The sequence below is a fragment of the Cellulomonas sp. T2.31MG-18 genome (assembly GCF_964266755.1).
In the GTDB taxonomy this organism is placed as follows: Bacteria; Actinomycetota; Actinomycetes; order Actinomycetales; family Cellulomonadaceae; genus Cellulomonas.
In genome coordinates, this window is sequence record NZ_CAXWGW010000001.1 from 1,522,215 (window position 1) to 1,548,299 (window position 26,085).

Here is a 26,085-nt window from a genome sequence, read left to right on the forward strand (position 1 = left end):
ACCGCGTGACCAGCCCCGCGCCCGCCGTGCGACGCAAGCGCCCGGCGCGCATCGTCCTCGGCCAGACGATGCTGCTGCTCGAGGCCTTCGTCGTGCTCTTCGCCGCACTGGTGGCGTTCGGCCTCCGGTCGGCGCCCCCGGCGGCGATCTGGTCCGTCGGCGGGGGGCTGGCGGCGCTGCTGCTGCTGCTCGCCGGCCTGCAGCGGCCGCGCTGGGGCTCGGTCGCCGGCACCGTGGCGCAGCTGCCGGTGCTGGCGTGCGGGTTCGTGGTTCCGATGATGTTCGGCGTCGGTGGCCTGTTCGCCGTCCTCTGGGTGCTGTTCCTGTGGCTCGGGGTGCGGATCGACGCGGAGCGAGCGGTCTTCGACGCCGCGCACCCGGACGCCGTGGAGCCCGCGCGGCCCCGTCGTCGGGTCTGACGGCGGCCGGGTCCGAGACCGGCACTAGCGAGACCGGCACTAGGGTTTCCGCCATGGCCGACGCACCTTCCGTTCAGCGCACCCTTGTCCTCGTCAAGCCCGACGGCGTCAGCCGGGGCCTGGTGGGCGAGGTGCTGCGCCGCATCGAGGCGAAGGGCTACACGCTCGCCGCGGTCGAGCTGCGGACCGCCGACCGGGCGATCTTCGAGCAGCACTACGCCGAGCACCTCGGCAAGGCGTGGCTGCCGGCCCTGATCGACTTCATGACGTCCGGGCCCCTCGTCGCCGTGGTGGCCGAGGGTCACAAGGTGATCGAGGGCTTCCGCTCGCTCGCCGGCGCCACCGACCCGACCGCCGCCGCTCCCGGCACCATCCGCGGTGACCTGGCACGCGACTGGGGCACCTCGGCGATCCAGAACATCGTGCACGGCTCGGACTCGCCCGAGTCCGCAGCGCGTGAGATCGCCCTCTGGTTCCCGCACCTGTGACCGACGCCGCCTCCGCGGCGCGCGCGGTGCCCGACCGTAGGCTGCCCCCGTGCACCTGAAGACCCTGACGCTGCGGGGCTTCAAGTCGTTCGCCTCCGCGACGACCCTGAGCTTCGAGCCGGGCATCACGTGCGTCGTGGGGCCCAACGGCTCCGGCAAGTCCAACGTGGTGGACGCCCTCGCCTGGGTGATGGGGGAGCAGGGCGCCAAGTCCCTGCGTGGCGGCACCATGGAGGACGTCATCTTCGCCGGCACCGCCGGCCGCCCGCCGCTCGGCCGGGCCGAGGTGTCCCTGACCATCGACAACACCGACGGCGCGCTGCCGATCGACTACACCGAGGTGTCGATCTCGCGGACCCTGTTCCGCAACGGCGGGTCGGAGTACGCGATCAACGGCCGCTCCTGCCGGCTGCTGGACATCCAGGAGCTGCTGTCGGACACCGGCATGGGCCGCGAGATGCACGTCATCGTCGGCCAGGGGCGCCTCGACACCGTCCTGCGCGCCACGCCGGAGGAGCGCCGCGGCTTCATCGAGGAGGCGGCGGGGGTGCTCAAGCACCGCCGGCGCAAGGAGAAGGCGCTCCGCAAGCTCGACGCGATGCAGGCCAACCTGACCCGGCTGGCGGACCTCACCACCGAGATCCGCCGCCAGCTCGGCCCGCTCGGCCGTCAGGCGGAGGTCGCCCGCAAGGCCGCCGTGGTGCAGACGGACGTGCGCGACGCCCGTGCCCGGCTCCTCGCCGACGACCTCGCGCAGCTGACCGCCGCGATGGCGCAGGAGACCGCGGACGAGACGGCGCTGCTGGCGCGGCGCGAGGAGGTCGGCACCGAGCTGGCGACCACCCGCGACCAGCTGGCCACGCTCGAGCGGGCGGCCGCCGAGGCCGCACCCACCGTCACGGAGGCCGGCGAGCTCTGGTACCGGCTCTCGGCGCTGCGTGAGCGCCTGCGCGGCACCGCGTCGCTGGCCGCTGACCGGGTGCGACTGCTCGGCGCCGCGGCACCGGAGCGGTCCGGCGGTCAGGACCCCGACGACCTGGTCGCCCAGGCGGCCCGGGTCCGTGCCGCCGAGGCGGAGCTCGGCACCGAGGTGGACCTGGCACGCGCGGCGCTCGAGGGGGCGGTGACCGCGCGACAGCAGGCGGAGGCGGTGGCCACCGAGGCGGAGAAGGCGTTGGCCTCCGTGCTGCGGGCGGCCGCGGACCGTCGCGAGGGCGTGGCGCGGCTGGCCGGCCAGGTCGCCGCCCGCCGCAGCCGCCTCGAGGCGACCGGTGAGGAGATCGGCCGGCTGCGCGGGGCGCACGCCGCCGCGCAGCGCCGCGCCGAGGAGGCGACCACCCAGTTCGCGGCCCTGGAGGGCCAGGTGGCCGGCGCCGAGGAGGGCGAGGAGGGCCTGGACGCGGCCCACGAGAACGCGGCCGACGCCCTGGAGACGGCGACGGAGCGCCTCGCGGACCTGACGGAGCGGCTCGCGGAGGCCGAGCGGGAGCGCAGCACGCTGACGGCCCGCGCCGAGACGCTCGAGCTGAGCCTGTCGCGCAAGGACGGGGCGGGAGCGCTGCTCGCGGCCGACGGCCTGCGCGGGACCATCGGGTCGGTGGCCGCCCTGCTCTCGGTGGACCCACGCGACGAGGAGGCGGTGGTCGCAGCCCTGGGACCGCTCGCCGACGCGGTGGCGGTCGACGGTGTCGACGCGGCGGTCGACGCCATCCGCTACCTGCGCGAGCAGGACGCAGGGCGGTCCGGCCTGCTGGTCGGCTCGGCGGCGGCCGCCGGTGCCGGCCCGGTCGACGACCTCCCGCTGCCGACCGGTGCCGACCGCGCCGTCGACCTGGTCCGCTGCCCACCGGCGGTGCGGGACGCGGTGACCGCCGCCCTGGCCGGTGTCGTCGTCGTCGACGACCTCGCCACGGCGCGCGCCGTGCTCGGCGCCCGCCCGGACCTCGTCGTCGCCACCCGCACCGGTGACCTGCTGTCCGCCCACCGCGCGTCCGGGGGTTCCGCCGAGGCGCCCAGTGCCCTGCACCTGCAGGCCGCGCTCGACCAGGCGCGCTCGGGCGCCGAGCAGGCGCAGGCCCTGGCGGAGCGGCTGCGCTTCGAGCTGGCGGGCGCACGCGACCAGCAGACCGCTGCTCGACAGGCGTACCAGGAGACGCTCGACCGGCTCAACGAGTCCGACGCCGCGCTCGCGGCCGTCGCGGAGCAGCTCGCCACGCTGGGCTCGACGGCGCGGTCCGCCCGTGCCGAGGCGGAGCGGGTCCAGCAGTCGCTCGACGCCGCCGAGCGGACGCTGCAGGAGGACACCGAGGCGCTCGCCGAGCTGACCGAGCGGCTGGCTGCCGCGCAGGACCAGCCGGCCGACGGTGAGGACGCGGTCGCCGAGCGCACGTCCGAGCGTGACCGGACCGCGGCCCTCGCCACGGCGGCCCGCGGCCGCGAGACCGATGCCCGACTGACGCTCCGCACCGCCGAGGAGCGGGCGCGCGCGCTCGCCGGCCGCGCCGACTCGCTCGAGCGTGCCGCTGCCGCGGAACGGACGGCGCGCGAGCGTGCCGCGGAGCGGGAACGCGCCCGCGCCCGCCAGGCGGCCGTCGCCGCCGCCGTGCACGAGGGCGCGCGCCGCGCGCTGCTGGTGCTCGACGAGTCGCTGCGACGCGCCTCGCAGGAGCGGGACGCCGCCGAGGCCGCCCGTGCGGAGCGGGACCAGGAGCTCGCGGCGACCCGCGCCCGTGCCGAGGCGCTGACGGCGCAGCTCGCCGAGCTCACCGACGTGGCGCACCGCGACGAGGTCGCCCGCACCCAGCAGCGCCTGCGCATCGAGGCCCTCGCCCAGCGGTCGGTCGAGGAGCTCGGCATCGACCCCGAGGTGCTGGTCGAGGAGTACGGCCCCCACCAGCCGGTGCCGGTGGTGCTCGCTCCTGGCACCGAGCCCGATCCCGAGGCACCGACGTCCGTGCCGTACGTCCGCGAGCAGCAGGAGAAGCGGCTGCGCGCCGCCGAGCGGGCGCTGGCTCTGCTGGGCCGTGTCAACCCGCTGGCGCTGGAGGAGTTCGCGGCGCTGGAGGAGCGGCACAAGTTCCTCACCGACCAGCTGGCGGACCTGAAGTCGTCCCGGGCGGACCTGCTGCAGATCGTGCGCGAGATCGACGAGCGCGTGGAGCAGGTGTTCGCGGAGGCCTATGCCGACACCGCCGCCGCGTTCGAGCAGGTGTTCCCGCGACTGTTCCCGGGTGGTGAGGGACGGCTGGTGCTGACCGAGCCGGCCGACATGCTCACCACGGGCGTCGAGGTCGAGGCCCGCCCCGCCGGCAAGAAGGTCAAGCGGCTGTCGCTGCTGTCCGGTGGCGAGCGGTCGCTGACGGCCGTCGCCCTGCTGGTGGCGATCTTCAAGGCGCGACCGAGCCCCTTCTACGTGATGGACGAGGTGGAGGCGGCGCTCGACGACGCCAACCTCGGACGGCTGATCGAGGTGCTGCGCGAGCTGCAGGCCGACTCGCAGCTGCTGATCGTGACCCACCAGAAGCGGACGATGGAGATCGCCGACGCGCTGTACGGCGTGACGATGCGGGACGACGGCGTCACGACGGTGATCAGCCAGCGCCTCCGCGAGGACGTGCCGGCCTGAGGCGGCGGCCGGACCGGTCCACCGCTGGCCGGGGCGCCGGGTGGACGCGGCGGGTGTGAAGGTTGTGTGACCGGCACGGTGGGATGCGCCACCATTGCCGGTCGAGGCCGCGCGGCCGACGGAGACTGGACCCATGGCCGCTGTGATCCTCGTCGTCGTCGCGCTCCTCGTCACCGTCGTCGTCCTGCTGGCTTCGACGCCGCGCGGTCGGGACGAGGAGTCGCCGCTGCGGGCGTTCCGGCGTGGCCTGCGTGGCCGCCGCCACCCGGATGCCGACCAGGTCGCCGCCGCACGGGCCGCCGCTGTCGAGCCCGTCGACGTCTCGCTCGGCGAGATGCTCGCCGCCAACGTCGAGCGCGGCGAGGGCTACGTCTCCGTGGGCGAGCTCACCGAACCGCTGCTGCACGCGCGGGAGATGGCCGCCCGGGTGCTTCCCGGCCGGGACGCCGGCGGGTCCGACGACGCCGCCGAGCACGGAGTGCTCGCCTCCCGCTGAGGCGCCGGCTCGCCCCGGGCACCTCCGCACCGACACACTGTGCCGGTGACTCATGAGCTCCTGACCTGGTTGCTGGCCGGCGGTGTCCCGCTCGCCGTGGTGGTCGCCGCCTCTACCGTGCTGGTGCGCCGCCGCGGTCGTGGCGCGGACACCGCCACCCCGACGCTGCCCGCGCCGCCGGCAGCTCCGACCCCGACCGGCGAACCGCAGGTCGAGGCCGCGCCGGTGCCGCAGCCGGGGACGGAGCCGACCGCGACCGCGACGGTCGAGGAGGCGGCGGTCGCCCCTCCGCTCGAGGTCCCGGCCCCCGCCGCCGGCCGGCTCGTCCGGCTCCGCGACCGGCTGGCCAGGTCGGGATCCCCGTTCGGCGCCCGCCTGCTGGCGGTGCTGTCCCGGGACCGGCTGACCGAGGACGACTGGGACGAGCTCGAGGAGACGCTGCTCCTCGCGGACGTCGGCGCCGGCCCCACCGGCGAGCTGATCGACGCGCTGCGGACGCGCGTGCGGGTCGAGGGCCTTGCGGATCCGGCCCAGGCCCGGGCGCTGCTGCGCGAGCAGCTGCTCGCCATCGTCGACCCGACGCTCGACCGCAGCCTGCGCACGGAGCCCGGCACGGGCGCCGACGGCGCGCCGGTCCCCGCGGTGCTGCTCGTCGTCGGCGTGAACGGGACGGGCAAGACCACGACCGTCGGCAAGCTGGCCCGCGTGCTGGTCGCGCAGGGCCGCACGGTGGTGCTCGGCGCCGCCGACACGTTCCGGGCCGCGGCCGCGGACCAGCTGGCGACGTGGGGCTCCCGCGTCGGCGTCCGCACGGTCCGTGCCGAGCGGGAAGGCGGTGACCCGGCCGCCGTCGCGTTCGACGCGGTGCGCGAGGGTCGCACGGAGGGCGTCGACGTCGTGCTCGTGGACACCGCCGGCCGGCTGCAGAACAAGGCCGGCCTGATGGACGAGCTCGGCAAGATCACGCGCGTCATCCAGCGTGAGGCCCCGCTGTCCGAGGTGCTGCTGGTGCTGGACGCCACCACCGGGCAGAACGGCCTGGTGCAGGCCCGGGTGTTCGCCGAGGTCGCCGGGGTGACGGGCATCGTGCTGACCAAGCTCGACGGCACCGCCAAGGGCGGCATCGTCGTGGCGGTGCAGCGTGAGCTCGGGGTGCCGGTCAAGCTCGTCGGGCTGGGGGAGGGCGCCGACGACCTGGCGCCCTTCGAGCCGGAGGCGTTCGTGGACGGTCTTCTCGGAGCGTGAGACCACGGGCGCCCGGACACACGATGTTTACGTGCCAGGGGCGCTCGTGACGCCGTCGTAACACCCGCGGCGTCGCCGGGAAACGCCGGTCCTCCACCGTTGGACCCGTGTCCAGCCACCCGGCTGGCGACGGGAGAAACGGGTAATCCGGATGCTGATGGCAGATTTTCAGCTGAACTCCGGCAACACCGCCTGGATGCTGACGTCGGCAGTGATCGTCCTCATGATGACGGTCCCTGCGCTGGCGTTCTTCTACGGCGGGATGGTCCGGGGCAGGTCCGTCCTCAACATGCTGATGATGAACTACGTCGCAGCGGGGATCGTGGGCTTCGTCTGGTTGCTGTGGGGCTACTCGATGTCCTTCGGGACGGACATCACGGGGATCAACCAGTTCTTCGGCAACCCCTTCCAGTTCTTCGGGATGAACGGCCTGACCGATGCGGCGAGCCCGCTCGGGGCCAGCGGGGTGCCGGCGTTCGCAGTGGTCGCGTTCCAGGCGACCTTCGCGGTGATCACCGTCGCGCTGATCACCGGGGCGATCGCGGACCGCATGAAGTTCGGGGCGTGGATCTGGTTCTCGGTGATCTGGGCGACGATCGTCTACTTCCCGATGGCCCACATGGTGTGGGCCGGCGGTTTCCTCGGCGTCGGCGGGTTCATCTCGCAGCACATCTCGACGCCGATCGACTTCGCCGGCGGGACCGTCGTGCACATCGACGCCGGTGCGGCCGGTCTGGCGCTCGCGCTGCTGCTCGGCAAGCGCAAGGGCTGGCCGCGTGAGCCCATGCGGCCGCACAACCTGCCGTTCGTCATGCTGGGCGCAGCCCTGCTGTGGGTCGGCTGGTTCGGCTTCAACGCCGGGTCCGAGGGTGCCGCCGACGCGGTCGCCGGTCGTGCGTGGCTCAACACGTTCCTCGCCACCTGCGTCGCGATGCTGGCGTGGCTCGCCACGGAGAAGGTCCGGGACGGTCACGCGACGTCCCTGGGTGCCGCGTCGGGCATCGTGGCCGGCCTGGTCGCGATCACCCCGGCCGCTGCGGCGGTCGACACCTGGGGTGCGATCGTCATCGGCGCCGTCGCGGGCGTGCTGTGCGCCGTCGCGATCGGCATCAAGTACAAGTTTGGCTTCGACGACGCGCTCGACGTCGTCGGCGTCCACCTGGTCGGCGGCATCACCGGCACGGTGCTGATCGGGTTCCTCGCCACCAACAACCAGGGCGCGTGGTACCCGACCGGGTCCAAGAACGGTCTGTTCTACGGCGGCGGCGTGACCCAGCTCCTCGCACAGGTGCTGGTGGCAGCCTTCGCCGTGGTGTTCTCCTTCGTGCTCACCTGGGTGATCGGCTCGATCCTCAAGGCCGCCGGCGGCATTCGCCTGTCGGAGGACGTCGAGGTCGGCGGCATCGACCTCGCGGTGCACGGTGAGTCCGCGTACGAGACCCTGGGCGCCACCCGCGTCGTGACGGAGGTGAAGTGATGACCAAGCTGGTGACGGCGGTCATCCAGCCGCATCGGCTGGACGACGTGAAGTCCGCCCTGCAGGCGGCTGGTGTTGCGGGTCTGACGGTGACCGAGGCGAGTGGCTACGGCCGCCAGCGCGGGCACACGGAGGTCTACCGGGGTGCCGAGTACACGGTGGACCTGGTCCCCAAGGTGAAGATCGACGTCCTCGTGGCCGACGAGGACGCCGCCGGGGCGGTCACGGTGATCGTCCAGGCCGCGCAGACCGGGAAGATCGGCGACGGCAAGGTCTGGGTGACGCCCGTCGAGGACGTCGCCCGGGTGCGCACCGGTGAGCACGGACCGGATGCGCTCTAGCCGATGAGCGACGAGCGGCCGCCCTCGGGGGGAGCGGCCGGGCAGGGGCCGACGCAGGTCCCGCACCTGGCGGTGCGGGACCTGCGTCGTGAGCGTCTGGACCTGGCCGAGCAGCTGGCGGGTCCCGGTGCCGACGGGGTGCTGCGTCGCCGTCGGGTCGCGGACCTGGTGGTCCAGCGCCTCGCGGAGCTGTGGGACACGGCCACGGTCGGGCTCGACACGACCGGGATGGCGCTCGGCGCGGTCGGCAGCATCGGACGTGGGGACGCCTCGCCCGTCAGCGACCTGGACCTGGTGCTGGTGCACGAGGGCCGTGGGCGGTCGCCGGAGGACCTCGCGCACATCGCCGAGCGGCTCTGGTACCCGATCTGGGACGCCCGGCTGGAGCTCGACCACTCGGTGCGGTCCCTCGCGCAGTGCCGTCAGGTGGCGTCCAAGGACCTTCCGGCGGCCGTCGGGCTGCTGGAGCTGCGCCACGTCGCCGGTGACCCCGTGGTCGTGGCCCGGGCGATGTCGGCGCTGCTCGAGGACTGGCGCGCGGCCGCCCGGCGCCGACTGCCCGAGCTGCTGGCCTCCACCCGGACGCGCGCGGAACGGCACGGGGAGCTGGCCTACCTCATCGAGCCCGACCTGAAGGAGGCGCGCGGCGGCATCCGCGACGCCGTCGTGCTGTCGGCGCTCGCGGCCACCTGGTTGACCGACCGTCCGCACGGCGCCGTGGACACCGCCTACGAGCACCTGCTCGACGTGCGGGACACCGTGCAGCTGGTCACCGGCCGCCACACCAACCGGCTGATCCTGGCGGACCAGGACGAGGTGGCGGCGCGGGTCGGTTTCGACGACCGCGACGACCTGCTCGCCTCCATCGCCGAGGCCGGCCGGGTCATCTCCTACGCCCTGGACACCACGGCCCGCAACGCCCGTCAGGCGCTGCAGCGGCCCGCGCCCAAACCGTTCCTGGTGCGGGGCCGCCGGCAGCCGCCCCGGCTGCGCACGATCGCGGAGGGCCTGGTGGAGCACGACGGAGAGCTGGTGCTCGCCGCCGACGCCCGCCCCGCCGACGACCCGGTGCTGTCGCTGCGCGCGGCCGCGACGGCCGCGCGCACCGGTCTCGTGCTGTCCCCGGTGACGGTCGCGAGCCTCGAGGCGTCCCCTCCGCTGCCGGTGCCGTGGCCCCGCTCGGCGCGCACCGCGCTGCTGAGCCTGCTCGGCTCCGGACCCGCGCAGGTGCCGGTGTGGGAGGCCCTCGACCTCGCGGGGGTGGTCACCACGTGGATCCCCGAGTGGGCCGCGGTGCGCAACCGTCCGCAGCGGTCACCGATCCACCGGCACACCGTGGACCGTCACCTGGTGGAGACGGTGGCCCGTGCCGGTCGCGACCGGCACCCCGGCGACCAGTCCGACACGCTGCTGCTCGCGGCGCTGCTGCACGACATCGGCAAGCGAGCGGGCGCGGGCGACCACTCCGTCGAGGGGGCACGGCTCGCCGGCCCGGTCGTCACGCGGATGGGCTTCGCGGACGAGGTCGCCGAGGACGTCGTCCGGCTGGTGCGTGAGCACCTGACCCTCGCCGAGCTGGCCACCACCGAGGACCTGGACGACCCGGCCACCGTGCAGCGCCTGCTGACGGCGGTGGACCACCGCGCGGACCTGCTCGGCATGCTCCGGGTGCTGACGGAGGCGGACGCCTCCGCGGCCGGACCCGCTGCCTGGACCACGTGGCGCCAGCGGCTGGTGGACGACCTCGTCGCACGGGCCGAGCGTGCGCTGGCAGGTACCCTGGACCGTCCGTAGCCCCAAGAGCCCACGAGGTCTGCCGCGGTGTTCGCCACCCTCTCCGACCGCCTGACGTCGACGTTCCGCAACCTGCGCACCAAGGGCAGGTTGTCCGAGGCGGACATCGACGCCACGGTGCGCGAGATCCGTCGCGCCCTGCTGGACGCGGACGTCGCCGTCACCGTCGTGCGCGCGTTCACCGCCGCGGTGCGCGAGCGCGCGCTGTCGGCCGAGGTCTCCGGCGCGCTCAACCCGGCCCAGCAGGTCGTCAAGATCGTCAACGACGAGCTGGTGACCATCCTCGGTGGTCAGACGCGCAACCTCCGGCTGGCGAAGAACCCGCCGACTGTCATCCTGCTGGCGGGTCTGCAGGGTGCCGGCAAGACGACGCTGGCCGGCAAGCTGGCCGTCTGGCTGAAGGGTCAGGGCCACACGCCCCTGCTGGTGGCGGCCGACCTGCAGCGACCCAACGCCGTCACCCAGCTGCAGGTGGTGGGGGAGCGCGCCGGTGTGCCGGTGTACGCACCGCACCCCGGCAACCAGGCCGCGGCCGACCTCGACGAGCTCCCGGCCGGCGCCGACCCGGTGGCCGTGGCGCGCGACGGGGTCGCGACCGCCCGCAGCCGTCAGCACGACGTGGTGATCGTCGACACGGCCGGTCGGCTCGGCGTCGACGCCGAGCTGATGGCGCAGGCGGCCGACATCCGCGACGCCGTGCAGCCGGACGAGACGCTGTTCGTCGTCGACGCGATGATCGGCCAGGACGCCGTCACCACGGCCCGCGCCTTCGCCGACGGCGTCGGCTTCACCGGCGTGGTGCTGTCCAAGCTGGACGGCGACGCCCGCGGCGGTGCGGCCCTGTCCATCGCCAGCGTCACCGAGCGGCCCATCCTGTTCGCCTCGACCGGCGAGAAGCTCACCGACTTCGAGGTGTTCCACCCCGACCGCATGGCCTCCCGCATCCTCGACATGGGTGACGTGCTCACCCTGATCGAGCAGGCGGAGCGGGCGTTCGACGCCGAGCAGGCCGAGAAGATGGCCGGCAAGCTGGCGGCGGGCGAGGACTTCACGCTCGAGGACTTCCTGGTCCAGATGCAGCAGCTGCGCAACGCCGGCCCGCTGAAGAAGATGCTCGGCATGCTGCCCGGCATGGGCCAGATGCGGGAGGCGCTCGACTCGTTCGACGAGCGCGAGGTGGACCGGATCCAGGCGATCATCCAGTCGATGACGCCGCTGGAGCGCCGCAGCCCCAAGGTGATCAACGGGTCCCGCCGTTCGCGCATCGCCGCCGGTTCCGGCACCCAGCCGTCGGACGTCAACCAGCTGCTCGACCGGTTCGACGCGGCGCAGAAGATGATGCGCCAGATGGCCCGCAGCGGCGGGATGGGCGCGATGCCGGGCATGGGGAACCTGCCGGGCATGGGCGGCAAGAAGTCGCGCGGCCGGACGGTCGCCCCGGCGCGCAAGGTCAAGGGCAAGTCGGGCAACCCGGCGAAGCGGGCGCTGCAGGAGCGGGCAGCCGCCGAACGCGCGACTGCGGGACCGACCACGGCGTCGGCACCGGGCTCCGCCTTCGGTCTCGGGCGACCGCCGGCACCGGGCGGCGACGGCTCCGACGTCCAGCTGCCCTCCGGGCTCGACGGGCTGCTCGGCCGCTGACGGCCATGGCGGACGTCCTGCACCTGCGCGGGCCGGTGGTGCTCGGCGACGGGCTCGAGGCGCCGGAGGCCTGGGTGCTGGGCGGCCGCATCACGTACGAGCGGCCGTCCGGACCGGCCGTCGACCTCCCGGGCTGGGTGCTGCCCGGCCTGGTCGACGTGCACTGCCACATCGGGCTCGGGGCGAACGGGGCCGTCGACCGGGAGACCGCCGAGGTCCAGGCGGTGTCCGACCGCGACTCCGGCGTGCTGCTGATCCGGGACGCGGGGTCACCGGCCGACACCCGGTGGGTGGACGCCCGCCACGACCTGCCCAGGCTGATCCGCGCCGGTCACCACCTCGCCCTGCCCAAGCGCTACCTGCGCCACTACGCTCGCGAGCTGAGCTCGCCGGACGAGCTGCCCACGGCGATGGCGCAGGAGGCGGCCCGTGGCGACGGCTGGGTGAAGATCGTCGCCGACTGGATCGATCGTGACCTCGGTCCGGAGGGTGACCTCCGCCCGCTGTGGCCGGACGACGTGCTGACCGCCGGGATCGCGGCCGCCCACGCCGCCGGTGCCCGCGTCACGGCGCACACGTTCGCCACCGAGGCCCTCGACCCGCTGCTCGACGCGGGGGTCGACTGCCTCGAGCACGCGACGGGTGCCGACGCCGGGCAGATCGACCGCATCGCCGCCGCCGGCATCCCCGTCACGGCGACCCTGCTGCAGGTCGAGCGGTTCGCCGCGATCGCCGACCAGGCGGACCGTTACCCGGTGTACGCCGCGCGGATGCGGGCGATGCACGCCCGCCGGCACGCCCAGGTCCGCGACCTGCACGACGCCGGCGTCCCGATCCTGCTCGGCACCGACGCCGGCGGCACCATCGGCCACGGCCGGATCGCCGACGAGGCCGCAGCGCTGGTCGAGGCCGGGCTGCCGACGGCCGACGTGGTGGCGGCCGCCTCGTGGCGGACCCGCGAGTGGCTCGGTGCTGACGGTCTCGACGAGGGTGCACCGGCGGACCTCGTCGCCTATCCCGCGGACCCGCGTCAGGACGTCCGGGTGCTGGCGGCGCCGGAGGCCGTCGTCCTGCGCGGCGAGGTGGTCGCAGCCCGCTGAGCCGGTGGTTGGGCGCCCCCCCGGGCGTCTGGCAGAATGGCCCGCTGTACTCGGCATGCGCAGCCCCTCTACCTGCGCGCCGCCGTGTCCCTCGGCCGGACCGGTGCCCCCACCCCCACGGGCGGCACGGCGAGGCCACCCCGCAGACTCAGGAGAACACCCCGCTCGTGGCCACCAAGATCCGCCTGAAGCGCTTCGGCAAGATCCGCGCTCCGTACTACCGCATCGTCGTCGCCGACTCCCGCACCCGCCGTGACGGCCGGGTCATCGAGGAGATCGGCAAGTACCACCCCACCGAGGAGCCCTCGCTGATCGAGGTCGACTCCGCTCGTGCGCAGCACTGGCTGACCGTCGGCGCGCAGCCCACCGACCAGGTGCTGGCCATCCTCAAGGTCACCGGTGACTGGCAGAAGTTCAAGGGTCTCCCGGGTGCCGAGGGCACCCTGCGGACCAAGGCCGCCAAGGTCGACCCGAAGGCCGCGATCGACAAGGCCGCCGCGGACGCCGAGAAGGTCAAGGCCGACGCGTCGTCCGCCAAGGCCGCGGCTCCGGCACCGGCCGAGGACGAGCAGGCCTGATGCTCGCCGACGCGCTCGAGCACCTCGTCCGGGGGATCGTCGACCATCCGGACGACGTGCACGTGCGCGCGGCCAGCCTGCGCCGCGGTGAGCTGCTCGAGGTCCGGGTCAACCCGGAGGACCTCGGGCGGGTCATCGGCCGCGGCGGACGCACGGCGCGCGCGCTGCGGACGGTCGTCGGGGCGCTGTCCCGCGACGGAGCGGTGCGGATCGACGTCGTGGACGTCGACCGCCGCTGACGGTGCTGCTCACCGTCGCCCGCGTGGGCCGTGCGCACGGCCTGCGCGGTGAGGTCTCGCTCGACCTGCGTACCGATGCCCCGGCCGACCGCCTCGTGGTCGGCCGGGAGCTGCGCACCGACCCGGCGTCCGCCGGGCCGCTGACGCCCACCCGCGTGCGGGAGCAGCAGGGCCGCTGGTTCGTCACGTTCGCGGAGGCGTCCGACCGCACCGCCGCGGAGGCGCTGCGCGGGGTGAGCCTCGTGGTGGACGCCGAGGAGGCGGACGAGGACGACGACGCCTGGTACGAGCACCAGCTGGTCGGCCTGCGTGCCGAGCACGTGGACGGCCGGCTGCTCGGCGAGGTCGTCGGGCTGGAGGGCGGCCCAGCCCACGACCTCCTCGTGCTGCGGGAGCCCGACGGCGCCCGGAGCCTCGTGCCGTTCGTGCGGGCGATCGTGCCGGTGGTCGACGTCCCCGGCGGCCGCGTCGTGCTCGACCCCCCGGGCGGTCTGCTCGCCTCGGACGCGGCGAACCTCGTGGTCGTCCGTGACGACGAGCCGGACGACGACGAGCCGGACGACGACGAGCCGGGCTCGGACGGCGTCCCCACCGACCCTCGAGGCTGAGCGCAGCGTGCGGATCGACGTCGTCACCATCTTCCCGGAGTACCTGTCCGCGCTCGACGTCTCGCTGGTGGGCAAGGCCCGCACCTCCGGCCTGCTCGACGTGCGGGTGCACGACCTGCGGGACTGGACCGACGACCGGCACCGGACCGTGGACGACACGCCGTTCGGCGGTGGTGCCGGCATGGTGATGCGTCCGGACGTCTGGGGCCGCGCCCTGGACGACGTCCTCGGCGCCGACGGGCATCTCGTCGTGCCGACCCCGTCGGGCGTGCCCTTCACGCAGCGCACCGCCGAGGCGTTCGCCACCCAGCCGCACCTCGTCATCGCGTGCGGCCGGTACGAGGGCATCGACGCCCGCGTGATGGAGCACTACCGGTCGCGCGGGCCGGTCAGCGAGGTGTCGCTCGGCGACTACGTGCTCAACGGCGGGGAGGTCGCCGCGCTGGCGATCGTCGAGGCGACGGCCCGCCTGGTGCCGGGGGTGCTGGGCAACCCGGAGTCCCTGGTGGAGGAGTCGCACGGGTCCTCGGGTCTGCTCGAGTACCCCGTCTACACCAAGCCGCCGGTGTGGGGGGACCTGGAGGTGCCGCCCGTCCTCCTGTCCGGGCACCACGGCCGGGTGCGCCGGTGGCGCCGGGACCGGTCGTTGGAGCGCACGGCGGAGCGCCGGCCCGACCTGCTCGCCGCGCTCGACCCCACGGAGCTCGACCGAGCGGACCGCACCCTGCTCGCGGCCCTCGGGTGGGTCGTGGCCGAGGGGCGGCTGCAGCGGGTACCCGTGGGGCCGGTCGACGCGACTCCCTGAGCCGCCACCGGCCGGCACGCCGCTGGCGCGGGCGACCGGATTCCCCGCCCGTGCCGCCGTGTGGCAGACTTGCGGACCGGCGCGCGTCGGTCGTGTCCTCTGCCGCAGGGGAGACCGCCAGGACGCCCGGTCCCGTGCTCGTCTCGGGTCCGGCGACGCCGGACCACTCGTTCATCGGGTGCACCGCCCCGACCCGCCTCGTGCGGTCGGCGAGGTCCGCCCAGCATCGTTCCTGACCTGCGGCAGGGCGGGGAAGCGATACCACCATGCACACGCTGGACATCGTCGACGCAGCCTCGCTGCGCACCGACGTCCCGGACTTCCGCCCGGGTGACACCGTCAAGGTCAACGTCAAGGTCGTCGAGGGCAACCGCTCCCGCATCCAGGCGTTCCAGGGCGTCGTGATCGGCCGCCAGGGCAGCGGCGTCCGTGAGACCTTCACGGTCCGCAAGATCAGCTTCGGCGTCGGCGTCGAGCGCACGTTCCCGCTGCACACGCCGGCGATCGACACGGTCGAGGTCGTCACCCGCGGCGACGTCCGCCGGGCGAAGCTGTACTACCTGCGCTCGCTGCGCGGCAAGAAGGCGAAGATCAAGGAGAAGCGCGAGACGGTCCCGGCCAAGGGCTGACCCGCAGCTGCTGCTCCTCTCGGACGGACGGTTCCCGCACGGCGGGGGCCGTCCGTCCGTGCGTCCGGGGGAGCCGTCTCGGGGCGTCGCCGGTGGCCGCATCGCATGGCTCGGCGTGCGACGCTGTGCGGGTGACCGACTGGCGTTCCGACCGACCGCAGCCGGCCCAGGGGAGGCCCTGGTCCGCGACGCCCGCCTCCGTCCCGCCCGCCGGCGCTCCAGCGTCCTACGAGCCCGCCACCCCCGGCCTGGACGGCACCGAGCCGGCGCCGCGGGACGGCGCGACGGCTGCGACGCGCCGCGAGCGCCGCGCACCGGCCTCCCGTCGTGGCGGGGCGTTCGCCTGGCTCCGCGAGACCGTGGTGATCCTCGCCAGCGCGCTGGTGCTGTCCCTGCTGGTGAAGACGTTCCTGGTGCAGGCCTTCTACATCCCGTCGCCGTCGATGCACGAGACGTTGATCGAGAACGACCGCATCCTCGTCAGCAAGCTGGTCCCCGGGCCGCTGAGCCTGCACCGCGGGGACATCGTGGTCTTCAAGGACCCGGGCGGCTGGTTGGAGAGCCAGCCGGTCGTGACCCGGTCCGGCTGGCAGCGCACGGCGAACGACGTGCTCACGTGGGTGGGTCTGCTGCCGGTCGACGCCGGGGAGCACCTGGTCAAGCGGGTCATCGGCCTGCCGGGTGACCACGTGAGCAGCGCAGGGAACGGCGCGCCGGTGATGGTGAACGGTGTGGCGCTCAAGGAGCCGTACGTCGCGCCCGGGTCCCAGCCGAGCAGCATGGCGTTCGACGTCGTCGTCCCGCCGAGCTCCCTGTGGGTGATGGGCGACAACCGTGACCACTCGTCGGACTCGCGCTACCACCAGGGGAACCCGGGAGGTGGTTCCGTCCCCGAGGCGAACGTGGTGGGCGTCGCCTTCGTCACCGTCTGGCCGCTGCAGCGCGTCACCGTGCTGCACAACCCGTCGGCCACGTTCGCCGGCGTCCCCAACCCGTGACACCAGCGGCCGTCCCCGGACCGGCTCGGGCGGGTCGCCCGACGCCGCACCTGCGCCACGAGCGCGGGCTGCTGCGTGACGGCGCGACTCTCGTGGCCGGGATGGACGAGGTCGGGCGAGGCTCGCTGGCCGGCCCGGTGAGCGTCGGGGTCGTCGTCGTCGCGGCGACGACGCGCTCCGCGCCGCAGGGCGTCGCGGACTCCAAGCTGCTCACCCCGCTCGCGCGGACCGCCCTCGTCCCCGCCCTACGTCGGTGGGGGGTCGCGAGGGCCGTCGGCCACGCCAGCTCGCTGGAGATCGACCAGCTCGGCATCATCGCGGCGCTCCGCCTCGCCGGCACGCGCGCGCTCGCGGAGGCGGCGTCGGTGTGCGGACCGGTGGACGTGGTGCTGCTCGACGGTTCGCACGACTGGCTCACGGCACCCCAGCCGGATCTCTTCTCGTTCGACGACGAGCCCGTCGGGCCGCTGCCGCGCGTCCTCACGCGCGTCAAGGCAGACCGCACCTGTGCCAGCGTCGCCGCGGCCAGCGTCCTGGCGAAGTGCGAGCGCGACGCCCTGATGGTGGAGCTGTCGGCCGGTCACCCGGAGTACGGCTGGCACGAGAACAAGGGCTACGCGTCTCCCGAGCACATCGCCGCCCTGCGTACGTGGGGTCCCTGCGACCTGCACCGCCGTTCCTGGCGGCTGCCCGGCACGGACGACGCCGCGCTGCTCGCCGCGCTGGCCGCGGCCGAGGACGACGAGCGCGACGACGAGGAGCCGGGGGAGCTGCTTGCCGAGGGCGCCGACGCGGCCCTCGCGCCCCTCGTCCGCGGCCTGGTCCCCACCGGCCGTGGCGCCGACGTCGTCGGGGCAGGGGGATGATGGGGCGGTGAGCGCCGAGGACCTGGAGAACTACGAGACGGACGCCGAGCTGGCGCTCTACCGCGAGTACCGAGACGTCGTCGGGCTGTTCTCCTACGTGGTGGAGACGGAACGGCGCTTCTACCTCGCCAACCAGGTCGACCTCCAGGTGCGCTCGGCGGCTGGTGAGGTCTACTTCGAGCTGACGCTCGCCGACGCCTGGGTGTGGGACGTGTACCGCTCGGCTCGGTTCGTGAAGTCGGTGCGGGTGGTGACGTTCAAGGACGTCAACGTCGAGGAGCTCGCCAAGCCGGAGCTCGACCTCGGGGGCGGCTCGCCGTTCACGCGCTGACCGGCGCGGTCGTCCGCTGACCGGCGGGGTCGTCGCGCGCCGGTAGACCGCGTCGCGCACCGGACCCGCCACGCGGGGCGCTCGCCACCCCCCGCCGAGCGCTCGGGGTGGCGGCGCGTCGGGGCGGGAGCCGTCCCGTCCGAGCCGTCCCCAGCCCGGAGCGATCGTGCCGACGGACCCGGCGCTGCACCGCGACCGGTCGCGCCCGGGCGGGCGCGCAGCACCCTGCACCGGGAGGTGGTGCTCGATGCGTGCCAAGGACGCGGTAGGTCGCTACGGCGAGGACGTGGCGGTGGCGCACGTGCAGGCCGCGGGGTGGACGGTGCTCGACCGCAACTGGCGGTGCGCGGTCGGCGAGCTCGACGTCGTCTGCCTCGACGGGCGCGAGCTGGTGGCGGTCGAGGTGAAGACGCGTCGTTCGGACCGCTTCGGCTCGCCGGCGGAGGCTGTGACCGGAGCCAAGCTCGCGCGGCTGCGTCGCCTGACGGCCGCCTGGCTGGACGCCCACGACGTGCACGCGGCATCCGTCCGCATCGACGTCATCGCCGTGACGCTCCCACCCCGTGGTGCCGCCAGGGTCGAGCACCTCGTGGCGGTGGTCTGAGTGACCCTCGGCCGCACCAGGGCGGTGAGCCTGCTGGGCCTGTCCGGCCACCTCGTCGAGGTCGAGGCGCACCTCGCGCCGTCGTTGCCTGCGTTCTCGCTCGTGGGCCTGCCGGACACCGCCCTGGCCGAGGCGAGGGACCGGGTGCGGGCGGCCGTGACCTCGAGCGGTCTCGTGTGGCCCAACCGGCGCATCACCGTCAATCTCTCACCGGCCACGCTGCCCAAGGCCGGCTCGGGCTTCGACCTGGCGATCGCCGTCGCGACGCTCGCGGGCGCCGGCGTGGTGGACGCTGCCTCGGCAGCCGACCGGGTCCACATCGGTGAGCTCGGGCTCGACGGTCGGCTGCGTCCCGTGCGAGGGGTGCTCCCGGCCGTCGCGGCCGCCGTGGCGGCCGGCCACCCGCGTGTCGTCGTGCCGACGGCCAACGCGGCGGAGGCGTCCCTCGTCCCGGGTGCCGACGTGGTGGGTGCCGCCTGCCTCGCCGAGGTGGCGCGCCGCTACGGAGCCGACGTCGAGGTGCCGGACCTGCCGCCGGTACACGACGACGTCCCGGCCCGGCGTGCCGTGGTGGACCCCGACCTGGCGGACGTGATCGGCCAGCCCGAGGCGCGGCACTGCCTCGAGGTGGCGGCGGCGGGCGGTCACCACCTGCTGATGGTGGGACCGCCCGGGGCCGGCAAGACGATGCTGGCGGCGAGGCTGCCGGGGCTGCTGCCGGACCTGGCCGAGGCGGAGGCGGTCGAGGTGACCGCCGTGCACTCCCTCGCCGGGACCTTCGACGCGGGCGACGGCCTGGTCCGCCGGCCACCCTTCGAGGACCCGCACCACACCGCGACGCCCGCCAGCGTCGTGGGTGGTGGCTCCGGCGTGCCGCGACCGGGCGCGGCCTCCCGCGCCCACTGCGGCGTGCTCTTCCTCGACGAGGCGCCGGAGTTCCCCACGGCCGTGCTGCAGACGCTGCGCCAGCCCCTGGAGCACGGCGAGGTGGTGCTGCACCGGGCGGCCGGCGCGGCCCGCTACCCGGCCCGCTTCCAGCTGGTGCTGGCGGCGAACCCGTGCCCCTGCGGCCGGTCCGTCGGCAAGGGGCTGGAGTGCACGTGCCGGGCGGAGCAGCGGCGGCGGTACTTCGGCAAGCTGTCGGGCCCGCTGCTGGACCGCGTCGACCTCCAGCTCGAGGTGCTCCCGGCACGCGCCGAGGACGTACCGGGGGAGCGGTCCGCCGTCGTCGCGGAGCGTGTCCGGCAGGCCCGAGGTGCTGCAGTCGAGCGCCTGGCCGGAACGGGGTGGCGCACCAACGCGCAGGTGTCCGGACGCTGGCTGCGCGAGCGCCTGGGTCCGCGGCGCAGCCTGATGACGGACCTCGACCGGGCGCTCGACCGCGGGACGCTCAGCCTGCGTGGCGTGGACCGGGTGCTGAGGGTCGCCTGGACCCTCGCGGACCTGCAAGGCCGTGCTGCACCGTCGCGGGACGACGTCGGCCGGGCGCTGCTGCTCCGGACCCGAGGCCAGGGCGCGTGAGCGGCACCGTCGACGACGACTCGTCCGCGACCGCGGAGCGGATGGCGCGGGCTGCGTGGTCTGCTCTCGTCGAGCCCGGTGACCGCGTCGCCGGGGCGCTCGTCAGGATCCTCGGCGCCGCCCACGCGCTCGCGTGGGCTCGTGCCGCGGCCCGGGGGGCCGTCGACTGGTCCGTCGTGCTCACCGCGGCGGGCGAGGAGATGGGCTCGGCCGACCGGGCTCGGCTCGGCCGAGCCGTGCTGCGCTGGGCAGGGCGCCTCGAGGCCCTGTGCCCGGAGGGTGATCTCGGCGCCCTGCACCGCCTGAACGGTCATCTCGTCGTCCCGGGGGACGACGAGTGGCCGCGCGGCCTGGACGACCTGGGGGATGCCGCACCACCGGCTCTGTGGGTTCGCGGCGCGCTGCCCGCGCGCAGCACCGTGGCGGTCGTCGGGGCGCGAGCGAGCACCACGTACGGCGAGCGAGTCGCCTACGACCTCGCCCACGGCCTCGCGACGCGGGGGAGCTGTGTCGCGTCGGGCGGTGCGTACGGCATCGACGCAGCGGCGCACCGTGGCGCCCTCGGCGCGGGCGGCCCGACCCTGGTCGTCCTCGCGGGTGGCGTGGACCGCGCCTATCCGGCCGGGAACGCGCGCATCTTCGAGGAAACGGTCGGAACGGGCGGCGCCCTGCTCAGTGAGGTCCCGCCGGGTTCCCTTCCGACCAAGTCCCGATTTCTGCAACGCAACCGTGTGATCGCCGCACTGTCCGACGCCACCGTGGTGGTGGAGGCGGCGTGGCGCTCCGGCGCCCTCAGCTCCGCTCATCACGCCGCGGCGCTGCTGCGGCCGGTCGGCGCCGTGCCGGGACCGGTGACCTCGGCAGCGTCCGCGGGATGCCACCGGCTGCTCCGCGAAGGGCATGCGGTGTGCGTGACCGACGCCGACGAGGTGGCCGAGCTCCTGCCGGGCGGCCTGCACCACGCCGGCGACGCCGGCAACGTCCGCACCAGCGACGACGCGCTCAGCCGTGGAACGCTCACGGACCTCGGCACGAGGGTCGTCCAGGTCCATGACGCGTTGCCCCTGCGCGGCGGCCTGGACGAGTCGACGATCGCGACGCGCGCCGGCACGTCGGTCGCCGAGGCGAGGGCAGCGCTCGGCATCCTGCAGCTCGAGGATCTCGCCGTGCGCGCAGGAGACCGGTGGACCGCTCGGCGGCCGGCGCGCGCGACCGACACTCGGCCGACCGGGTGAAAAACAACGGCATTCGGCTCAATTGTCGACGCGGAATCGGACATTGCCGTCGCATTCGCCCAGGCGGTCAGCGAGCGTGGCCATGCGTGTCTTGTCCGAATCCGGCCGAGCAGTCACGGTAGGCATGTGTACGTGGCAGAGATCACTGCGGGAGCGCCCGAGCGCGCCCTCCTGCAGTCCGACTTCGCCCTGCACCTGCGCGCCCAGCGGGGCCTGTCCGAGCACACCGTGCGCGCCTACGAGGGAGACCTGGACCACCTGTTCGCGTACGCGGGTCGTCACGGTCGTACCACCCTGGACTCCATCGACCTGACCACGCTGCGCGGCTGGCTCGCGGCGATGGCGGCGAGCCAGCACAGCCGCGCGACCCTGGCACGCCGCTCGGCGGCCGTCCGGACGTTCTTCGGCTGGGCCGTCCACACCGGGCGCCTGGCATCCGACCCGACGGCTCGTCTCGCGACGGCTCGGGTCTCCGGTGTGCTGCCCACCGTGCTGGCGCAACCTGCGGTCACCACGCTGCTGGACACGGCCCGGGCCGCGGCGCAGGACGGTGACCCCGTCGCGGTGCGGGACTGGGCGGCGGCCGAGCTGCTGTACGCCACCGGGGTGCGGGTCGGGGAGCTCTGCGGAGCGAGCCTGTCGGACCTCGACCTGAACGAGCGGACGCTGCGGGTGCTCGGCAAGGGCGGCAAGGAGCGAGTGGTGCCGGTGGGCCTCCCCGCCGTGCACGCAGCTCGTGCGTGGCTCGAGCTCGGTCGGCCCCGCCTGGCCGGACCGATGTCCGGCGACGCGCTGTTCCTCGGTGCTCGGGGCGCCCGTGTCGACCAGCGACGGCTGCGGGATGCGGTGCACCGGCTCGCCGCCACCGCGGGGGTGGACGACGTCGCCCCGCACGCGCTCCGCCACACGGCCGCGACGCACCTTCTCGAGGGCGGTTCGGACCTGCGGACCGTCCAGGAGCTGCTGGGCCACGCAAGCCTCGGCACCACGCAGCGGTACACCCACGTCTCGGCGGAGCGTCTGCGCTCCGCCTACCAGCTCGCTCACCCCCGCGCATGAGCCCCCGGACGGAGCCCCCCATGACCACACCCTTGAGCGCGCCGGTCCGCTCGTCCGTGCGCACGGCCGAGCCGGCAGACCGCTATGCGGCCGGCACCGCCCCGCAGGGTGTCATCCCGCAGCAGCGCTCCGTCGCCGCAGGCACCGCCGTACCGACGGGTCCGGTCGCCGACGCCGTCCTGGACCTCGAGGCCACCTGGGTGACCTTCAAGGACACGGGCTGCCCCCAGGCGCGCGAGCGCCTGATCATGAACTTCGTGCCGCTGGTCACGGCCGTCGCCGGCCGGGTCGGGATGCGTCTGCCGAGCATGGTGGAGCACGCGGACCTGGTGTCCTACGGCATGTTCGGCCTGATCGACGCCATCGAGAAGTACGAGCTGGGTCGTTCCGTGAAGTTCGAGTCGTACGCGTCCTCGCGGATCCGCGGCGCGATCATCGACGAGCTGCGCGCGATGGACTGGGTGCCCCGCTCCGTCCGGACCAAGGCCCGCGCTGTCGACCGTGCCTACGGCGAGCTCGAGGCCACCCTGCACCGCTCACCGAGCGAGCACGAGGTGGCGGGCCACCTGCAGATGCCGGTCGAGGAGCTGCGCTCCGTGCTCGGGCAGCTGTCCTCCGTCAACGTGGCTGCGCTCGACGAGATGCTGGGTGGGGACGACCGGCCCGGCTCCGTGTCCCTCGGGGACACCCTCGGCGACGAGCGGTCGGAGGACCCTGCGCGGTCGGTGGAGGCGCAGGAGACCAAGTTCCTGCTGGCGCGGGCCATCGAGCAGCTCGGCGAGCGTGAGCGGATGGTCGTGGTCCTCTACTACTACGAGGGCATGACGCTGGCCGAGATCGGCCGGCTGCTCGGCGTGACCGAGTCCCGCATCTCGCAGATGCACACCGCGGCGATGGCCCGGCTCCGGACGCGACTGGTCGAGGCCGAGCGCGCCTGACGAGGCGGAGCACGCCTGACGCGACAGCGGACGCCTGACGGCGTCCGGACGAACCCGATCGAACGCCGTCCTCACCCGGCGGGTGCCACCGGCAGCAGCACGATCGGGCCGCCACCGGGCAGCACCGTCATCGGGTCCAGGTAGCGGTCACCCTCCCGCAGGCCCCAGTGCACGCAGCTGCGGGGTGCGCAGTGGCCGCCGGACCCGTCGAGGGTCCCCAGGACGTCACCGGCACCCACCTGCTGGCCGACGACCACGGCAGCCACCACCGGCTCGACGCTGCTCCGTCGCCCGTCGGGGTGGAGCACTGACACCACTCCCCGGTCCACGACCGTGCCGGCGAACGTCACGGTGCCGGCGGCCGGCGCCAGGACGGGCATGCCGTCGCCCAGCCAGAGGTCCATGCCCCGGTGGCCGGCCGACCACCGCTGCGCGGGGGCCCGGAAAGGGTGTGCGAACGAGGGGGTTCCCGGGACCGGGGCCCGGTAGACGGCCACCGGCTCGTCGGTCGGGGGCGTGCCACGCGGCGCGCCGGCACCGATCGCGCTCCCCGAGACCGACGCGCTCGGTGCGGCAGGGGCGGCGACCGCGCCGGCGAGGAGCGCCGTGGTCACGGCGAGCCTGACGACGGCTCGCGCCCGACCGCCACGGGCGACGCGGACGGATGCCGTCGAGGTAGGCAGAGGTGGGGGAGCAGCGGACCGCACCGGACGAGCCAACCGGTCGCCCGACAGGGTCGACGCTCTCCGGGTCCGTCGTGGTGCCGCACCTGCATCCGGAGGGGCTGTGGTCGCTCGAGCGGGACCGACGCCGGGACCGCCCGCCGCACCACCCGCCGCACCGCGTCCGCTGCTGCCCCCGTCCACGGTCGCGCGCTGCCCTCGCTCAGGGGTCGGCGCCCCGTCGCAGGCCCGGGCGCCGGCACCGATCCGGTAGCATTGCCTCGGCGACCGGTCCGTACCGGTCGACTTCGCGCGTCATCTCCCGCCCTCACGGCCCTCGGGTCGCCACGGGCGGGGCCGAGCATCGCAGCGGTCCGGGCCACGCCCGGCGCGGTGCACCGGCTGGCGCCAGGGGCACCGACCGACCGGTCGGGGCCGACAACCGAGCCGCGGTGTGCCCGTCCTGGACGGGACCCGCACGAGCGCGCACGCCCTGGGCGAGCGCCGGAAGGACCGTGCCATGGCCGTCGTGACCATGCGCCAGCTGCTGGAGAGCGGTGTCCACTTCGGGCACCAGACCCGCCGCTGGAACCCCAAGATGAAGCGCTTCATCTTCACCGAGCGCAACGGCATCTACATCGTCGACCTGCAGCAGTCGCTGACCTTCATCGACAGCGCGTACGACTTCGTCAGCCAGACCGTCGCGCACGGTGGCACCGTGCTGTTCGTCGGCACCAAGAAGCAGGCGCAGGAGCCCGTCGCCGAGCAGGCCGCGCGCGTGGGCATGCCCTACGTCAACCAGCGCTGGCTGGGCGGCATGCTGACCAACTTCTCCACGGTGCACAAGCGCCTGCAGCGCCTCAAGGAGCTCGAGCAGATCGACTTCGACGACGTCGCGGCCTCCGGCCTGACGAAGAAGGAGCTGCTCGTCCTGCGCCGCGAGAAGGACAAGCTCTCCAAGACGCTCGGCGGCATCCGTGACATGGCCAAGGTGCCGTCCGCGGTGTGGATCGTCGACACCAACAAGGAGCACCTCGCCGTCGACGAGGCCCGCAAGCTGGGCATCCCGGTCGTCGCGATCCTGGACACCAACTGCGACCCCGACCAGGTCGACTACCCGATCCCGGGCAACGACGACGCGATCCGCGCCGTCCAGCTGCTCACCCGCGTGATCGCCGACGCGGTCGCCGACGGTCTGCTCAAGCGCCACTCCGGCGCGCCGGCTGCCGCCGAGGGTGCCGGCACGGTCGAGGCCGAGCCGCTGGCCGAGTGGGAGCGCGAGCTGCTCGCCGGTGCCGAGGCCGACCTGGCCGCCGCCGACGTGACCCCCGCTGCCCAGCCCGAGGTCGCCGAGGCCGTCGAGGAGGTCGCGGAGCAGGTCGCGGAGACCTCCGTGGTCGAGACGCCCGCCGCCGAGACGCCCGCCGCCGAGGTCGAGGCGCCTGCCGCCGACGAGCCCGGCACCGACGCGCCGGCCGAGGCCTGAGCACCCACCACGAGCACACGAGGACAGGAACCACTGATGGCGAACTACTCGGTCGCTGACATCAAGGCGCTCCGCGAGAAGACGGGCGCCGGCATGCTCGACGTCAAGAAGGCGCTCGACGAGGCGGACGGCGACTCGGAGAAGGCGCTGGAGATCATCCGTGTCAAGGGCCTGAAGGGCATCGGCAAGCGCGAGGGCCGCTCGGCCTCCGACGGCCTGGTGACGGCGTGGGTCGGCCCGACGGCCGACGGCGAGGGTCAGAGCGCGGTGCTGCTCGAGGTCAACTCGGAGACGGACTTCGTCGCCAAGAACCAGACCTTCATCTCCTTCGCGGACCGCGTGCTCGCGGCGGCTGTCTCCTCCGGCGCCCGTGACGCGGACGCGCTGCTCGCCGCCGACTCGGACGGCACCCCGGTGCAGTCCGTGGTCGACGACATCGCGGCGACCATCGGCGAGAAGATCGTCGTCCGGCGGCTCGCCCGCCTGGCCGGCGAGCACGTCGAGGTCTACCTGCACAAGGTCAACAAGGACCTGCCCCCGCAGGTCGGCGTTCTGGTCGCCACGGACTCGGCCGGCGCCTCGGTCGCCCGCGACATCGCCACGCACATCGCGGCGTACTCGCCGACCTACCTCACCCGTGAGGACGTCCCGGCGGACGTCGTCGCGAGCGAGCGGCACATCGCCGAGGAGACCGCGCGTGGTGAGGGCAAGCCCGAGGCTGCCCTGCCGAAGATCGTGGAGGGTCGCCTCGTCGGCTTCTTCAAGGAGAACGTCCTGGTCGACCAGGCGTTCGCCCGCGACGCCAAGAAGTCCGTCGGCCAGGTGCTCGCCGAGGTCGGTGGCACCGTCACCGGCTTCGCGCGGTTCCGCGTCGGCGCCTGAGCACCACCGTGCCGGTGA

Annotated in this window: 26 protein-coding genes; 25 read left to right on the forward strand and 1 reads right to left on the reverse strand. The window is 74.3% G+C overall.

Annotated elements, in window-relative coordinates:
- The first annotated feature begins 5 nt into the window (after nt 1-5).
- The 23 genes from ACFQTY_RS07065 (at nt 6) to ACFQTY_RS07175 (ending at nt 23,037) form a co-directional block, all read left to right on the forward strand.
- Nucleotides 6-419, forward strand: coding sequence for a DUF4233 domain-containing protein (locus ACFQTY_RS07065; RefSeq protein WP_378098801.1), 414 nt, complete (start codon nt 6-8; stop codon nt 417-419).
- Nucleotides 420-472: 53 nt separating this feature from the next.
- Entirely contained in the window at nt 473-907 is a 435-nt protein-coding gene (gene ndk / locus ACFQTY_RS07070; protein ID WP_337973042.1) for a nucleoside-diphosphate kinase, read from the forward strand.
- A gap of 49 nt (nt 908-956) precedes the next feature.
- Complete coding sequence (gene smc / locus ACFQTY_RS07075; RefSeq protein ID WP_378098804.1) at nt 957-4,532, forward strand: chromosome segregation protein SMC; 3,576 nt, start codon at nt 957-959, stop codon at nt 4,530-4,532.
- Nucleotides 4,533-4,665: 133 nt separating this feature from the next.
- A complete protein-coding gene (locus ACFQTY_RS07080; RefSeq protein ID WP_378098806.1) occupies nt 4,666-5,028 on the forward strand; it encodes a hypothetical protein in 363 nt (120 codons plus the stop codon).
- A 45-nt stretch (nt 5,029-5,073) separates the two neighbouring features.
- Nucleotides 5,074-6,273, forward strand: a complete 1,200-nt coding sequence (gene ftsY, locus ACFQTY_RS07085; protein WP_378098808.1) for a signal recognition particle-docking protein FtsY — start codon at nt 5,074-5,076, stop codon at nt 6,271-6,273.
- Between the two features lie 157 nt (nt 6,274-6,430).
- Nucleotides 6,431-7,750 carry an ammonium transporter gene (locus tag ACFQTY_RS07090; protein ID WP_378098810.1) on the forward strand — a complete coding sequence of 440 codons (1,320 nt, stop codon included), beginning with the start codon at nt 6,431-6,433 and terminating at the stop codon, nt 7,748-7,750.
- Nucleotides 7,750-8,091 (forward strand): P-II family nitrogen regulator, encoded by a 342-nt coding sequence (locus ACFQTY_RS07095; protein WP_291758743.1) that lies wholly within the window; start codon nt 7,750-7,752, stop codon nt 8,089-8,091. The genes ACFQTY_RS07090 and ACFQTY_RS07095 overlap by 1 nt, the downstream gene beginning before the upstream one ends.
- A 3-nt stretch (nt 8,092-8,094) precedes the next feature.
- Complete coding sequence (locus tag ACFQTY_RS07100; protein WP_378098812.1) at nt 8,095-9,885, forward strand: [protein-PII] uridylyltransferase; 1,791 nt, start codon at nt 8,095-8,097, stop codon at nt 9,883-9,885.
- Between the two features lie 27 nt (nt 9,886-9,912).
- On the forward strand, nt 9,913-11,526 hold the full coding sequence (ffh, locus tag ACFQTY_RS07105) for a signal recognition particle protein (protein WP_378098814.1): 1,614 nt from the start codon (nt 9,913-9,915) through the stop codon (nt 11,524-11,526).
- A 5-nt stretch (nt 11,527-11,531) separates the two neighbouring features.
- Nucleotides 11,532-12,626 carry an amidohydrolase family protein gene (locus ACFQTY_RS07110; RefSeq protein WP_378098816.1) on the forward strand — a complete coding sequence of 365 codons (1,095 nt, stop codon included), beginning with the start codon at nt 11,532-11,534 and terminating at the stop codon, nt 12,624-12,626.
- Nucleotides 12,627-12,793: 167 nt separating this feature from the next.
- Nucleotides 12,794-13,204: a 30S ribosomal protein S16 gene (gene rpsP, locus ACFQTY_RS07115; RefSeq protein WP_291758734.1), complete on the forward strand. Its 411-nt coding sequence runs from the start codon at nt 12,794-12,796 to the stop codon at nt 13,202-13,204.
- A complete protein-coding gene (locus ACFQTY_RS07120; RefSeq protein WP_263732578.1) occupies nt 13,204-13,443 on the forward strand; it encodes an RNA-binding protein in 240 nt (79 codons plus the stop codon). Before rpsP ends, ACFQTY_RS07120 begins: the two co-directional genes overlap by 1 nt.
- A 2-nt stretch (nt 13,444-13,445) precedes the next feature.
- Nucleotides 13,446-14,051, forward strand: a complete 606-nt coding sequence (rimM, locus tag ACFQTY_RS07125; RefSeq protein ID WP_378098819.1) for a ribosome maturation factor RimM — start codon at nt 13,446-13,448, stop codon at nt 14,049-14,051.
- Nucleotides 14,052-14,058: 7 nt separating this feature from the next.
- Nucleotides 14,059-14,856: a tRNA (guanosine(37)-N1)-methyltransferase TrmD gene (gene trmD, locus ACFQTY_RS07130; protein ID WP_291758729.1), complete on the forward strand. Its 798-nt coding sequence runs from the start codon at nt 14,059-14,061 to the stop codon at nt 14,854-14,856.
- Nucleotides 14,857-15,122: 266 nt separating this feature from the next.
- Nucleotides 15,123-15,485, forward strand: coding sequence for a 50S ribosomal protein L19 (rplS, locus tag ACFQTY_RS07135; protein ID WP_263732575.1), 363 nt, complete (start codon nt 15,123-15,125; stop codon nt 15,483-15,485).
- A gap of 131 nt (nt 15,486-15,616) precedes the next feature.
- On the forward strand, nt 15,617-16,483 hold the full coding sequence (lepB, locus tag ACFQTY_RS07140; RefSeq protein WP_378098822.1) for a signal peptidase I: 867 nt from the start codon (nt 15,617-15,619) through the stop codon (nt 16,481-16,483).
- The gene (locus ACFQTY_RS07145; RefSeq protein WP_378098824.1) at nt 16,480-17,349 is read left to right on the forward strand and encodes a ribonuclease HII; all 870 of its coding nucleotides are present in this window, start codon (nt 16,480-16,482) and stop codon (nt 17,347-17,349) included. The genes lepB and ACFQTY_RS07145 overlap by 4 nt, the downstream gene beginning before the upstream one ends.
- Nucleotides 17,350-17,356: 7 nt before the next feature.
- On the forward strand, nt 17,357-17,680 hold the full coding sequence (locus tag ACFQTY_RS07150; RefSeq protein ID WP_291758722.1) for a DUF2469 domain-containing protein: 324 nt from the start codon (nt 17,357-17,359) through the stop codon (nt 17,678-17,680).
- A gap of 247 nt (nt 17,681-17,927) precedes the next feature.
- A complete protein-coding gene (locus tag ACFQTY_RS07155; RefSeq protein ID WP_291758720.1) occupies nt 17,928-18,284 on the forward strand; it encodes a YraN family protein in 357 nt (118 codons plus the stop codon).
- Complete coding sequence (locus ACFQTY_RS07160; protein WP_378098827.1) at nt 18,285-19,805, forward strand: YifB family Mg chelatase-like AAA ATPase; 1,521 nt, start codon at nt 18,285-18,287, stop codon at nt 19,803-19,805. It abuts the gene before it with no gap.
- Nucleotides 19,802-21,040 (forward strand): DNA-processing protein DprA, encoded by a 1,239-nt coding sequence (dprA, locus tag ACFQTY_RS07165; protein WP_378098829.1) that lies wholly within the window; start codon nt 19,802-19,804, stop codon nt 21,038-21,040. The genes ACFQTY_RS07160 and dprA overlap by 4 nt, the downstream gene beginning before the upstream one ends.
- Nucleotides 21,041-21,172: 132 nt before the next feature.
- A complete protein-coding gene (locus tag ACFQTY_RS07170; protein ID WP_378098831.1) occupies nt 21,173-22,099 on the forward strand; it encodes a tyrosine recombinase XerC in 927 nt (308 codons plus the stop codon).
- A gap of 20 nt (nt 22,100-22,119) precedes the next feature.
- Entirely contained in the window at nt 22,120-23,037 is a 918-nt protein-coding gene (locus ACFQTY_RS07175) for a FliA/WhiG family RNA polymerase sigma factor (protein WP_291758712.1), read from the forward strand.
- A gap of 71 nt (nt 23,038-23,108) precedes the next feature.
- On the opposite strand, the gene ACFQTY_RS07180 is transcribed toward ACFQTY_RS07175, so the two are convergent.
- Nucleotides 23,109-23,651, reverse strand: coding sequence for a M23 family metallopeptidase (locus ACFQTY_RS07180; protein ID WP_378098834.1), 543 nt, complete (start codon nt 23,649-23,651; stop codon nt 23,109-23,111).
- Between the two features lie 568 nt (nt 23,652-24,219).
- Here ACFQTY_RS07180 and rpsB point away from each other — a divergent pair.
- Both rpsB and tsf read left to right on the forward strand, forming a co-directional pair.
- The gene (gene rpsB / locus ACFQTY_RS07185) at nt 24,220-25,185 is read left to right on the forward strand and encodes a 30S ribosomal protein S2 (protein ID WP_378098836.1); all 966 of its coding nucleotides are present in this window, start codon (nt 24,220-24,222) and stop codon (nt 25,183-25,185) included.
- A 36-nt stretch (nt 25,186-25,221) separates the two neighbouring features.
- Nucleotides 25,222-26,067 (forward strand): translation elongation factor Ts, encoded by an 846-nt coding sequence (tsf, locus tag ACFQTY_RS07190; RefSeq protein WP_378098838.1) that lies wholly within the window; start codon nt 25,222-25,224, stop codon nt 26,065-26,067.
- Nucleotides 26,068-26,085 lie beyond the last annotated feature (18 nt).